The sequence below is a fragment of the Trichlorobacter thiogenes genome (assembly GCF_900167465.1).
Classification (GTDB): Bacteria; Desulfobacterota; Desulfuromonadia; order Geobacterales; family Pseudopelobacteraceae; genus Trichlorobacter; species Trichlorobacter thiogenes.
The window spans coordinates 127,987-140,426 of sequence record NZ_FUWR01000010.1; the positions used below are offsets into that span (position 1 = coordinate 127,987).

Annotated in this window: 10 protein-coding genes; 2 read left to right on the forward strand and 8 right to left on the reverse strand. The window is 52.0% G+C overall.

Annotated features, from left to right (window positions below):
- Positions 1 to 13 precede the first annotated feature (13 nt).
- The 8 genes from trpA to lpxD all read right to left on the reverse strand — a co-directional run bounded on the left by trpA (position 14) and on the right by lpxD (position 9,475).
- Positions 14 to 811 carry a tryptophan synthase subunit alpha gene (gene trpA / locus B5D39_RS10225; protein ID WP_078790372.1) on the reverse strand — a complete coding sequence of 266 codons (798 nt, stop codon included), beginning with the start codon at positions 809 to 811 and terminating at the stop codon, positions 14 to 16.
- On the reverse strand, positions 808 to 2,967 hold the full coding sequence (locus B5D39_RS10230) for a methyl-accepting chemotaxis protein (RefSeq protein ID WP_078790373.1): 2,160 nt from the start codon (positions 2,965 to 2,967) through the stop codon (positions 808 to 810). Before B5D39_RS10230 ends, trpA begins: the two co-directional genes overlap by 4 nt.
- Before the next feature lie 93 nt (positions 2,968 to 3,060).
- On the reverse strand, positions 3,061 to 3,558 hold the full coding sequence (locus B5D39_RS10235) for an LEA/WHy family protein (RefSeq protein WP_078790374.1): 498 nt from the start codon (positions 3,556 to 3,558) through the stop codon (positions 3,061 to 3,063).
- Positions 3,555 to 4,238 carry a transglycosylase SLT domain-containing protein gene (locus tag B5D39_RS10240; RefSeq protein WP_078790375.1) on the reverse strand — a complete coding sequence of 228 codons (684 nt, stop codon included), beginning with the start codon at positions 4,236 to 4,238 and terminating at the stop codon, positions 3,555 to 3,557. The genes B5D39_RS10235 and B5D39_RS10240 overlap by 4 nt, the downstream gene beginning before the upstream one ends.
- Before the next feature lie 259 nt (positions 4,239 to 4,497).
- Positions 4,498 to 4,902, reverse strand: coding sequence for an RrF2 family transcriptional regulator (locus tag B5D39_RS10245; protein ID WP_078790376.1), 405 nt, complete (start codon positions 4,900 to 4,902; stop codon positions 4,498 to 4,500).
- 94 nt (positions 4,903 to 4,996) lie between these two features.
- Complete coding sequence (gene tatC, locus B5D39_RS10250) at positions 4,997 to 5,854, reverse strand: twin-arginine translocase subunit TatC (protein WP_078790377.1); 858 nt, start codon at positions 5,852 to 5,854, stop codon at positions 4,997 to 4,999.
- A gap of 183 nt (positions 5,855 to 6,037) precedes the next feature.
- The gene (rnr, locus tag B5D39_RS10255) at positions 6,038 to 8,293 is read right to left on the reverse strand and encodes a ribonuclease R (RefSeq protein WP_078790378.1); all 2,256 of its coding nucleotides are present in this window, start codon (positions 8,291 to 8,293) and stop codon (positions 6,038 to 6,040) included.
- 129 nt (positions 8,294 to 8,422) lie between these two features.
- On the reverse strand, positions 8,423 to 9,475 hold the full coding sequence (gene lpxD, locus B5D39_RS10260; RefSeq protein ID WP_078790379.1) for a UDP-3-O-(3-hydroxymyristoyl)glucosamine N-acyltransferase: 1,053 nt from the start codon (positions 9,473 to 9,475) through the stop codon (positions 8,423 to 8,425).
- Between the two features lie 392 nt (positions 9,476 to 9,867).
- Between lpxD and B5D39_RS10265 the strand changes: the two genes are divergently transcribed.
- Both B5D39_RS10265 and B5D39_RS10270 read left to right on the forward strand, forming a co-directional pair.
- Complete coding sequence (locus tag B5D39_RS10265) at positions 9,868 to 11,037, forward strand: tyrosine-type recombinase/integrase (RefSeq protein ID WP_078790380.1); 1,170 nt, start codon at positions 9,868 to 9,870, stop codon at positions 11,035 to 11,037.
- A 265-nt stretch (positions 11,038 to 11,302) separates the two neighbouring features.
- Positions 11,303 to 12,435, forward strand: a protein-coding gene (locus B5D39_RS10270; protein WP_425274625.1) for an IS3 family transposase whose coding sequence is annotated in 2 segments (ribosomal slippage) — positions 11,303 to 11,555 and positions 11,555 to 12,435 — 1,134 coding nt in all. Because the reading frame shifts where the segments join, the coding sequence is not laid out codon by codon here.
- Positions 12,436 to 12,440: the final 5 nt, after the last annotated feature.

Here is a 12,440-nt window from a genome sequence, read left to right on the forward strand (position 1 = left end):
CTCAGGAAAAATCTTACGACGAAAGTGCGTCTTTTAGTGATCTGATCATCCCGGTTACCTCAGATTGCAACTGTTCTCCCTGGTACTGCTCAAACAGTTTGACGATGGCACTACCGACCACAACACCATCAGCTGCTGCAGCCACCTGTGCTGCCTGTTCCGGGGTTGAGATACCAAAACCTGCTACAACCGGAAGTTTAATGCTGTTCCGTACGTTTTCCAGTTCATCAGCAAGGCTGTTTGAGACCGATTGACGGGCACCGGTAACCCCGGTAACGGTAACATAATAGAGAAAACCGCTGCCGTGACGACTAACCTGTTTGATCCGGGTCTCATCGGAGGTGGGTGTCAGCAGGAAAATGACCTCAAGACCGGCTGCCTTTGAGGCGGGGAGCAGTTCGCCAGCCTCTTCCGGTGGCAGATCAACCAGTAGCAGGCCATCTACCCCTGCCTTAACCGCATCCTGGGCAAAACGCTGCCAACCGTAGGAATAGATCGGGTTGCTGTAGCCCATTAAAACAATTGGCGCTGAAACTTGGTCCCTGATACTACTGACCATTGCCAGGACGGCCTCAAGGGTGACGCCGCTTGCCAGTGCCCGTTCTGAGGCCCGCTGGATGGTGGGTCCGTCTGCCATGGGATCAGAGAACGGAATGCCCAGCTCAATAATATCAGCGCCGGCCTCTGCCATACGTGGCAGCAGGGCTGCGGTGGTGGCCAGATCAGGGTCTCCGGCAGTGATAAAGGTGACCAGTGCTTTGCCACCCTGCTTGTGCAATTGGTTGAACCGGGTCTGGATACGACTTTTCATATCTTGAATCCTGACATCTCTTTTTCAAGTTGATCAATCTGCTGTGAAAGACCGGTAACGGCGCTGTTCATGACCTGTGCCGCCTGGGAGGTGGTGGCGGATGACTGGCGGATGTTTTCCACCATCTTGTCAATGGAACGGCTGTGTTGCGTCTGGGCGCCGCAGGCCTCCCGAATCCGGTCAATCATCACAATAATATCTTCGGTTGCCTTGGCGATCAGGATACTGGTTTTACTCTGTTCTCTGGTGGAGCCCCGCACCTGACCGGTCATTTCCCGCATCCGTTCAACGGCAACGGTAATCAGGTCACTGCCGCGGCTATGCTCACGGGCTGAGTTGGCCATCTGTTCCACCATTTCTTCAACCTGTTCCATGGCTACCCGGATACTCTGGCTACCCTTGGCCTGCTCCACTGTTGCACGGGCGATGGCGTCAATCTGCAGACCTGCCTGACGAACGCCAGACACGATCTTTTCAAGGGCAGCACCGGATCGTTCTGATAGCTCTTCGCCTGCCCCGATGGCCAGTTCTGCCATGTTAATAGCGGCCACAGCGCGGCCGGTCTCTTCCTGGACCCCTTTGATCACCTCGCCGATCTCGCGGGTGGAGGATGAGGTCCGTTCGGCCAGCTCCTTGATCTCATCAGCTACCACGGCAAAGCCTTTGCCGTGCTCACCGGCCTGGGCTGCAATAATGGCGGCATTCAGGGCCAGCAGGTTGGTCTGCTCTGCCACTTCATCAATCACCGATAGAATTGCGCCGATATCGTGGGCGCGCAGGGAGAGGTGTTCCACCACTTCTGCGGTAATCTGAGATGCCCGTCGGATCTCCTGCATACCGGCAATGGTTTCCTGTACGGATTTAAGCCCGTTGGCGGCATCGGTCTTGACGGTTTCAGAGATGATGGCCGTATCCATGGCGTTCTTTTCAACCTGACGGATAGTGGCATCCATTTCGGCCACCGATGAAGCGGTGGTGGTTGAGGCATCCAGCAGGCTGACAATGTTATTGCCGATCCCTTTGATGGAGGTTGCCATTTCGATTACTGAGGAGCTGACTTCATCCACTGACTCGCCCAGTTTATCCGTATTCAATGCCACTTCCTCAACGCTGGCTGCCATCTGCAGGATGGATGAAGAGGTCTCGGTTGCTGAGCAGGAAAGCTGATCAACCCCTTCTGATATTTCAAGAACCGAAGCATTAATCAGCTCTACCGTACGAGTTGTTTCGCTGACCGCCTCTTCCTGGATATGGGTTGCCCCCACTACCTGACGGGCGGCTGTTTCAATGTTACGGTCGATTGCGGTCAGTTCACCAGTTGCAGCATTCAGGCGGGTGACAATGTTGTGCAGATTCTCGGCCATGGTGTTCATGGCTGCAGCCAGATCACCTACTTCACCGCAGGCCTTGATGGTGAGTCGGTCTTCCAGTGAGCCACCAGCCACCTGCTTGGCAAATTCTACGCAACGTTTGATGGGGCGGGTAACCGATTCAGTAATGTAGGTGGAAAGGATGGCGATCAGGGTAATTAAAATAACAATAACGACAACAGTTGTTATCGTCTTGCTACGGGTAATGGCGGTAATCTGCTTTTCGGTCTGATAGACGTCCCGGCGCAGGTTGTCCACCATGAGGGCGACGGTTGAGGTGAAGGAGCTGAAACGTTGTTCCTGAATGCCACTCAGCAAGGCATTGGCACGGACCATGTCGCCACGCTGAACTGAGGGAATAATCTCTTCAAGCAGGGTCTTCTTGTAATCGTTCCAGATCGCTTCAGCCTTGATTATGGCTTCCCGCTTTTGTTGTGATTCGATCAGGCCCTGGACATCATCATATTTAAAATCGATGTCATCGGTATGGTCCTTGATTTTAGCCAGCAGCGCCTGGGCATCATTTCGATCCCGTTCCGCCATAAAGGCCAGTACTTCACCGTTTAACTGGTAGATGTCAGACTTAAGCAGGGCGATTTTTTCCAGGGCATCTTTGCTGTTGCGGATGGTTTTGTAGTTGCTGCCATTGATCCTGACTTCGTTCAACAACAGTGTTCCCAACACCAAAACAATCAAAATGGCGGTAAAGGAGACCATCGACAACAGGAACATTCTGGTGCGTAGTTTCAAGCCAGAGCAGGTTGTACCGGGGGTGCTGTCTTCCACGGAGAACAGTTCCTTTCGAGGGTGCAGATGCCTTAAAAAGCCGAAGAACTATAGCAGAGCCGGGCAGAGCAGGGCAAGCGAAAAGGGGGGCTGTCAGCGTGGGCCGAAGAGGCTTTTTAGACGCTGTAGCGCTGCATCGGGGCGATATTGGGGTGGAATGGGGAGTTGTCCCTGATGGTCAAGCGGGATGGATGATACTCCCAAGGGAGTGTCTACCTGCAGGACAGCTGTCAGATGGTAGGGGGTATGGTCAAGATCAAGCTGGCGTTTCAGTAGTTCAAGCAGGTCCGCATGGCGGATTCGCACAGGAATTTTGATCTGCGTTTCTTTGTTGCCTGGGAAGAGTGTCGTTTGATGAGTCGCACCGGAGCTAAACGGCAGGCCAGCCACCTGCAGGGTATAGGAACAGTCCTGCAGAGTCAGATCAAACCGGTTAGGGTTGTTAACCAGCAGGTTGACCTCAATATTCAGACCCGCTGAATCAATTCCTGTCGGGTTGATCTGCTGCAGTCGTACCTTCGGTGAGGTGACGACTGCAGCACAACCAGATAGTCCTGAAAGCAGCATGATGAGCAGCAGAAACCGCTTCACTGGATACTGCTTCCCTTTTCGTTCAAGGCAACCTTCTCTTTAGTCTGGTCAAGCTCTTCAAGCAGCGCCTGTCGAATAATACGCAGCTTTTTCAGATAGGCATCCGCCTGGGGACCAACGCCACAGTAAAACTTCTTGGCACGGTCCATGTTACCGTCGGCAACATCCAGTTTGCTTAGCAGGGTGCGCACTGCTGCCTCTGCACATTTTTCGTCATTGCGCATCTCTTCGGGGGTGTAGCCATGGCTGCGTGCCTGTTTCGGCATCAGTTGCCAGACACCAATGGCTCCTTTAGTGGATGTTGCTTTTGAAGACAGGCTATGTCCACCGGTTTCAGCCAGGGCAATCTCAGCCAAGTCGAGGGGAGAAAAGGGGGTGCCCAGAGTCTTGAAATAACAGAGTGCTGCCAGGTTGCGGGCTCGCTCAGGGGTGGTTTGACGGGCAAAGGCCAGTTCAATAACCGGTACCTGGCGCTTACGTTCTGCCATTGAAATCCCTTTTTCCATGACATTGCGAATCTCTTTTTCAAGGGATGTCTCTGACAGGTCACGGTCAAGTGAAGCATGGGAGGCAGCAGGTTGAGGCCCCTTGCTGCAGGCCATAAACAGAACAGGGGTCCAGAACAGGGCTAGACCAATGGTTAAACAGCTGATTTTTTTAATGATAGTTTGTTTTCTCATAGAATTTTGTGTGGGAAGACTGGGCGGGTGGTGCCGGACAGGCAACCAGGGCCGGAAGTGATGGGAGGATTTGTCCGGCTAACTCCTTTCATGCTGAAATTACCGGTAAAATTTTGATACCGGGTTGAAAAACGACAAAAGTCCCGCAGGTAGACGCGAGACTTTAAGCTGAACCGTTAGGTTGAATTGTGCAAAACTTGTAGCAAACCTCGTGTTGTCTGTCAATCAAAAACAGTTAAAATGCAATAAAAACAGCAATTTATTTTGTTGTCAGCTCTTTGAGGGTGATGTTTCCCAGCAGCCCGCGTACCTGTTGTTGTACCTGGCGCCAAACGGGATGGACGGTACAGGTGAGATCCCGTTCACACTCGCCTGGTTTCAGAACGCAACGGTTTGGCAAAATAGGACCTTCAACCGCTTCAACTACCTGTAGCAGCGTAATATCTTCCGGGGGGCCGGCCAGCAGAAAACCGCCGCCGGTGCCGCGGAACGACTTGACAATGCCGGTCTTGCTGAACTGCTGGAATATCTTTGCCAAAAAGGTCTGGGGTACATCCACCGCTGTCGCAATTTCACTTAACAGTGAAATCTTGTTGGGTGGTTGGCTTGCCAGGTAAATAATACCGCGTATGGCGTAGTCACCCTTACGGGTTAGTTCCATCATGGGAGGCTCCTAAAAGGACTTTGATGATCCCTTTATACCGTGGTGGCAAAAGACTTGTCAAGTCCTGTTACCTCCCCGGCATGGTCCCCGGTTGTTATACCGTATCCGGCTCCGGCTCAGCCGGGGGAGTGACCTTTTTCTTGCCAAAGATCAGTGCCACCCAAACGCTGACTTCATACATCAGGTAGAGCGGGATCATGATCACAAACATGGTCACCAGATCCGCATGGAAGGCGGCCACTATGGAGCTGGCCAGCAGGGCGTATTTCCGTTTGGGGGCCAGAAACTCGTAGGTTACAATCCCGAAACGGGAAAGCAGCAGGGTGAGAATCGGCAGCTCGGCAATCAAGCCAAACAGCAGGATCAGACGCAGGCAGAAATCAACATAGGCTGAAAGAGACAGCCAACTGCGCAGCCCCTCGGTTTCGTAGGAGAGGGAGAAATTAATAATAAAGGGCCAGATGGTGGTTAGGAAAAACATCGCACCGAGACAGAAAGCAACCGTGGCCACGGTGATAAACGGCACCACCAGTCTGCGTTCTTTGCGGGTTAGGCCAGGGGCGATAAAGGCCCAGAGCTGATGAAAGACAATCGGCAGCACCAGCACAAAACCGGCAATTACTGATATCTTGCACTGGATGAAAAACGGCTCAAGTGGTGCGGTGTAGTTGAGGGAATGCTGTTTTTTGGGTTTGTTCAGCTCCTTTTCAAGGTTTGCACGACCATAGATGGCTGGATAGTGCTCTTTGAGGTAGAGGTAGCCCTTCTGTTTGGCTGTATCCAGATAGGTTGTACCGGTCAGCGGCTTTTCCATGAAGACCAAGATCTCATCGGCCAGATTCCAGGCGAAACCCATGCCGATGACCACGGCCACCACAATGATGATCAGGCGTTTGCGTAGTTCTACCAGATGTTCGATAAAAGGGAGGACCTTGGATGGTTCTTCAGACATGACAGCTCCTGTAATTCCAATTCCACATCAAGGCCCTATCTTCGTTGGCTCGTCATTGGCTCCTCAATGTACTGCGTGTACGTCTGCGTCGCCAATTTCCTTGCCGCCTTGCTATCATCCTTGATCTGGAATCGGAATAAGAAATGATTGGGCAACGCTAACACAGGCCCCGTAAAGGTGCAACTAACGTCGGCGGTTTCCGTTCGGGGTACCTTTCAGTACCGGCCGTTTGCCCCTGATCGGTATGCGCGGATATTCTTCGGTTGTCGTTGTTGCGATTGTGACATCTCTGCGTACCGTACTGTGACTTTCCAGCACAAACTCAATCCTGCGGGCCTGGGGATTGACCGCCACCACCCGTACCCGTGCCGGATCGCCGATCCGCAGGGTGCGTCCTGTCCGGCGTCCCACCAGGGAGTGGTTCTGTTCATCAAAGGAGTAGAGGTCGTCTGACAGGGTGGAAAGGTGTACCAATCCTTCCACAAAGACCTCGGACAGTTCAACAAAACAGCCGAATCCGGTTACTCCGGCAATGAATCCGTCAAACTCCTGTCCGATCTTGCCCTGCATGAACTGGAGCTTTTTCAGTTCCACAATATCCCGCTCTGCCTCCATAGCCACCCGTTCCCGGGTGCTGGTATGCTCGGCAGCCTCGGAAAGGGTGCTGCTGATCCGTTCCAATTCCCGCTGTCCTTTTTTGTCCAGTGTGCCCGCCTTGCGATCCAGGGCCAGTCTCAGCAGGCGATGCACGATCAGATCCGGGTAGCGGCGGATCGGTGAGGTGAAATGGGTGTAGCAGCTGGAGGCAAGACCGAAGTGTTTCAGATTTTCAGCGGCATAGCGGGCCTGTTTCATGCAGCGCAGCAGGCCGTAGTTGACCAGTCGTTCCTCCGGTTTGCCTTCGGCATCGGTGATCAATTGTTGCATGGCAGATGGCTCAACCTGATCACCCTTCATCTCAAGGGTAAAGCCAAAGGGCAGGATAAAGTCGCGGAAGGCGGTCAGACGGGTCGGATCAGGCGGCTCATGGATTCGGTAAATGAAGGCCATCTCCTGTGCTGTTACAAAGCGGGCCACGGCCTCATTGGCAGCCAGCATGAACTCTTCAATCAGCTGGTGGGCCAGGTTCCGTTCACTCTTGATGATCGCCTCGGTCTGTCCGGTCAGGCCAAGGATGATCTCCGGTTCCGGCAGGTCAAAGTCAATACTGCCCCGTTGTTTGCGCATTGCCTGCAGAATCAGCGCTAGCTCTTTCATCTGCAGCAACATCGGAGCCAGAGCGCGATCCTCTTCAAGTGCTTTTTCATCGCCATCGACGATGACCTGCTTAACCTTGGTGTAGGTCAGGCGGGCATCACTCTTGATCACACTGGGGTAAAAGCTGGATTCCAGCATCGTGCCCTGTTGGTCAAAGAGCATCTCAGCGGTCATGGTCAGGCGGTCAAGGCGGGGATTGAGGGAGCAGATCCCGTTTGAAAGCCGTTCCGGTAGCATCGGGATGCAGCGATCCGGGAAATAGACCGAGGTGCCCCGCAGGTAGGCCTCGCGGTCAAGCAGGCTGCCTGGTTTAATGTAATGCGAGACATCGGCAATGGAGACCCAGAGCCGGAAATTCCGGCCTTCAGGGCGGATGGCAACGGCATCATCAAAATCCTTGGCTGTTTCACCGTCAATGGTGACCGTGGGCAGCTTGCGCAGGTCCACCCGATCCTTCAGGTCATCTTTGCTGATCTGTGCCGGTGCAGCCTGGGCCTCTGCCAGGGTCTCCGGTTCAAAACTGTGGGGCAGGGCAAATTTGCGGATAACGGTCTGCACCTCAACATCGGGATCATCGGGCCAGCCTAGGATCTCAACCACCTTGCCCTCTGGCGGGCGGCCTCCAACCGGCCAGGCGGTGACTTCAATCACCACCTGCTGCCCATCAACCGCTCCGTTAACCGCATTGCCCGGTACCGTAAAAAAGGTGCCGATCCGTAGCTCTTCAGGAACCAGGGTGGCGCCGCGCTTGCTCTGCTGCAGGCGTCCCACGATCCGGCTGTTGGCCCGTTCCAGGATCGCAACCACCCGGCCCTCCAGCTTGCCACGCTGGGAACGGCTCTTCTCGGCCCTGACCGATACCTTGTCGCCATGCAGGGCATTATTGATGTTCTTGCCCGGAATAAAGATGTCTTCCCCACCACTCTCCGGTTTGACAAAGCCGTAGCCGTCACGATGGATCGAGATGCTGCCCTGTACGGTACCGCTGTTGTCGGTCCCTGGCAGGGTATAGCGGTTTCCGCGCAGGCGGAGAACCTCGCCATTACGAACCAGATCATCCACCAACTCTTTAAGATCGTTCTTGATATGGCGGCCACCAAAGGCACGGAGTAATGAGGCAAAGTGCAGCGCCTCAGTCTCTTCAGCCAGCAGGTTCAGGATCTCTTTTTTGTGCAGGAGCATAGCTGTTACCATCAGTCTGTATAAGGTGATCTACTGGTGCAAAGCATAGCACGGGATCGCTCTAAGGAACATAAAAAAGCCCTGCAAAAATCCATTTGCAGGGCGGTAAAGAGTTATAAACTGGGGTAGCTACAATGAATCAGGCTGTGCCCCCAGACGCTCTTCAACCTGAGTCATGCGACTTCCCAGTTTTGAGAGGGTCTTACGCATCTCCGGCAGGTGGGGGAAAACGGCGGCAGACTTAAGCCGTGACTGATGCTGGATGGCTGGTGTGCCACTTAGTACAGCGCCTGCTGCAACATTGTTAAAGACACCTGATTGACCAGAGATCATGGCGTTATCGCCTATTACCAAGTGGTCTACAATTGCCACCTGGCCACCTAGAGTGACATGTTTTCCTAGTTTGGTGCTTCCGGCAATTCCAGCTTGGGCCACAATAATACAGTTCTCGCCGATCTGGCAATTGTGGGCAATCTGCACCAGATTGTCAATCTTGGTACCTCGTCCGATGCGGGTGGTTTCAAGCGCTGCCCGGTCTACGGTGCTGTTTGCCCCGATCTCTACATCATCTTCAATAATAACAACGCCGATCTGGGGGGTCTTGAACCAGCCATCACCATCCGGTGCATAGCCGAAACCGTCACCACCTATGACTGAGCCATTGTGAATGGTAACACGGTTGCCGATCCGGCTGCCTTCCCGTACTGATACGCCTGCGTGCAATGTGACATCGTCACCAAGTGTCACTCCTTCATACAGGTTGACGTTAGCGTGGATGGTTGCCCGATCACCGATGCTTACCCCGTCGCCGATGTAGGCACCGGGGTAGACAGATACATCGGCACCCATCGTGACCCTCTCACCGATAAAAGCTCCGGTCATAACACCTTTGGCGGTTCGCTTTCGGTGCGTAAAAAGGGCGAGCAGTTTGGCAAACGCGAGATGGGGGTTTGTTACGACAATTCCGTTGCGGCCAAACCCGTTAGCTGCAGCAGTCATGACTATTGCCGAGGCATTGGTGGTTTCGACCTTTGCTGCATATCTGGGGTTGGCTAGAAAGGTTATTTGGCCTTCCTTTGCATGATCAAGGGTGCCGAGGCCCGTAATGATGAGGGAAGGGTCCCCCATGGTTTGTCCACCGAGATGATCTGCCAGTTCTTGCAGCGTTCTGGTAATAGGCATGGAGGCTCCATCTGCTCGAAATGACATAAGATGTTTTGGGTTATACACGTATAGTTGCTTAATACCTACTTAATAACATTACCGGTGTGTAGAAGAACGGGAGTGAGAGGTGGGTAGCTGTTCCAGAAGAGGCCCGTGACAAAAACAAAACGGGTTAGCTGTGTAAGCTAACCCGTTGTTTTTGTTTGGAGGCGACGAGCGGATTTGAACCGCTTAATAAAGGTTTTGCAGAAATGTAAAGAGTGGTTTCGTGCTATTTAGTAAGTTCGGACTGCCATGGTTTTTTGTTAAATAAATGATTGATAATAAATAAAAATATCTGGTATGGTGTTTCATGGCTATTTATCTTGTGTCACCTCTTGCAAACAAGCTGGAGGTTCCATGGGGGTTCCATGAAATTTACTGAAAAGTTTATAGCTTCGCTCAAAGCAGCTGAGAAGGAGTTTTGCAAAAGAGAGGGGCATGGCTTTACCATCCGTGTCTTGCCATCGGGGGTTAAGACCTTTCAGTATATTTATACGATAGGCGGTAAGCGCCGAAGGTTGAACTTGGGTAATTATCCCCACACGTCTTTGGCTGAAGCGCGTGAAAAATATTTAGCCGCTGCACAGTCGGTCGCTAACGGTATTGACCCACTGGCATCTACTAAAGTTCCCACTCAAGCTGAATCACAAATGATATCAGTGAGCGAGTTAAAGGCACTGTATCTTGGTCACGTAAAAACCCACCTTGCTGAACAATCGGTAAAAAATCATGACTACCGAATGGAAAAACATTTAATACCAGCCTGGGGTGATAAGCCGATAACCGCTATCCGTCGGCGCGATGCTATCGCGCTTATTGAGAGTATAGCGGCACTAGGCACGCCTGGATCAGCGCGGAATATTTTGCTATCTGGCCGCGCTATGTTTTCTTATGCGGTACAACGCGAGATGGTGGAATATAATCCATTTGCGGGGGTTGGCGTTGCCGTTCCCCAAGCATCATCTAAAGAGCGCGATAGGGTGCTGTCGGATTCAGAGATAAAGCATATTTGGGAAACTTTAAGTTGCTGGGGGAACTCAGAATACATCCGGCGGGCAATCTTGTTGATTTTGGTTACCGGCCAGCGACCGGGAGAAGTCGCAAGGCTGCATTGGAGTGAAATCGAAGGAAGAGTTTGGACTATACCGGCAGAGCGCAGCAAGAATGGGCGTGAAAATCGAGTATATCTAACAGACCTAGCAATGTCGATATTACCTGAAACTGAAGGATATGTATTTCCTGCTAGTCGTGGTTCACATGGGCCGCTTTATGTAAATACGCTTTCTCATCATGTCTCTCACCACATAAAGCCAGCATATCTTGGTTTGCCTCGCTGGACCCCTCACGATCTGCGGCGAACAGCTGCAACCGGTCTTGCTTCACTTGGTTGCTCTGATGAGATAATTGATGAAGTGCAAAATCATAAAAAGCGCGGCATTATTAGGACATACAACCGCTATAGGTATGACAAAGAGAAGCAAGAGTGGCTTTCAAGGTGGTCTGCTCATCTTGAGGAATTGTTAAATTGGGGCGGCTAAACGGAGTTTAAAATAGCAATAAATATTTTTATATGCGAAATAAGTCATAATGTAATAAATAGTTGTTTGCATTCGTTAGTACTAAGTTCAATTGCTTTATTGATTTTATAAGAATAAACAGCAGTACAGTGATGGTAAAAACGAATATTACTTATTATTTCTGAGCTCACTAAATGATTTCTTTCCGTTATTTGACGTTACCCCCTGTAACTGATCCATTGCCAGCTTAGCGATTTCGGTCTAGAACTCCCAGAGGAGACTAGACATGAAAACGAAGCGTTTTACAGAAGAGCAAATTATCGGCATCCTGAAACAGGCCCAGGCCGGTATGAAGGTGGCTGACCTTTGCCGGATGCACGGTATCAGTGATGTAACCTTCTACAACTGGCGCAGCAAATTTGGTGGCATGGAAGTCTCTGACGCCAAACGCCTGAAACAGCTTGAAGACGAGAACCGGAAACTCAAGCAGATGCTTGCTGACAGCATGCTTGAGAATAAAGCCATCAAGGACGTTCTTTCAAAAAAGTGGTAACGCCTGCCGCCCGGCGAAAGGTGGTGGTCTTTCTCATGGAGATCCACCAGCTCAGTGAACGACGGGCCTGTGTAATAGTCGGGCTGTGCCGGAGCAGTCATCGGTACCAGGCGAAGCCAAAGAACGATGAGGCCATCAGATCACGCCTGCGTGAGCTTGCTGAACAACGTCGCAAGTTTGGCGCTCCCCGTCTGCATACCCTGCTGCGTCGGGAAGGGCACCTGATTAACCACAAGCGCACAGAACGGCTCTATCGCGAGGAAGGCCTCTCACTCAGACTAAAGAAGCGCAGGAAGCGTATCAGCCATCTCCGTGTGGTCTTGGACAAACCAGAACGGATCAACCAGCATTGGTCCATGGACTTTGTATCTGACAGCCTCTACAACGGCAGACGTTTCCGGGTTCTGACCGTGGTAGACAACTTCAGCCGTGAATGTCCTGTGCTTGAAGCAGACCACTCGCTGACCGGCCAGCGGGTTTCCAGAATCCTTGAACGCATGGCCTTGACCAGAGGTCTGCCGGAAGTCATCACCGTTGATAATGGGCCGGAGTTCATCAGCAAGGCACTGGATTTGTGGGCCTTTGAAAACAACGTCAGGCTCAGATTTATTCAACCGGGGAAACCGGTTCAAAACGCATACATCGAAAGCTTCAATGGAAAGTTCAGGGACGAATGCCTCAATGACAATGTTTTCGTCAGCCTGAACAGCGCACGACAGATAATCGAGAACTGGCGGCTGGACTACAATTCTGAAAGACCACACAAGTCGTTAAACAAAATGACGCCAGAAGAATTTGTTGCAAAACATAATCAGAACCAAAAGGCCGAAAACACTAAGCTAAAACTGGTTCAGTCAATGGGGTAACGTCA

Excerpts from the sequence above, each read along its gene's own strand:
- tatC (WP_078790377.1), bottom strand. The coding sequence starts at position 5,854 with ATGTCTGAAGAACCATCCAAGGTCCTCCCTTTTATCGAACATCTGGTA.
- trpA (WP_078790372.1), bottom strand. The coding sequence starts at position 811 with ATGAAAAGTCGTATCCAGACCCGGTTCAACCAATTGCACAAGCAGGGT.
- rnr (WP_078790378.1), bottom strand. The coding sequence starts at position 8,293 with ATGCTCCTGCACAAAAAAGAGATCCTGAACCTGCTGGCTGAAGAGACT.
- B5D39_RS10265 (WP_078790380.1), top strand. The coding sequence starts at position 9,868 with ATGAAATTTACTGAAAAGTTTATAGCTTCGCTCAAAGCAGCTGAGAAG.
- B5D39_RS10245 (WP_078790376.1), bottom strand. The coding sequence starts at position 4,902 with ATGATGGAACTAACCCGTAAGGGTGACTACGCCATACGCGGTATTATT.
- lpxD (WP_078790379.1), bottom strand. The coding sequence starts at position 9,475 with ATGCCTATTACCAGAACGCTGCAAGAACTGGCAGATCATCTCGGTGGA.
- B5D39_RS10240 (WP_078790375.1), bottom strand. The coding sequence starts at position 4,238 with ATGAGAAAACAAACTATCATTAAAAAAATCAGCTGTTTAACCATTGGT.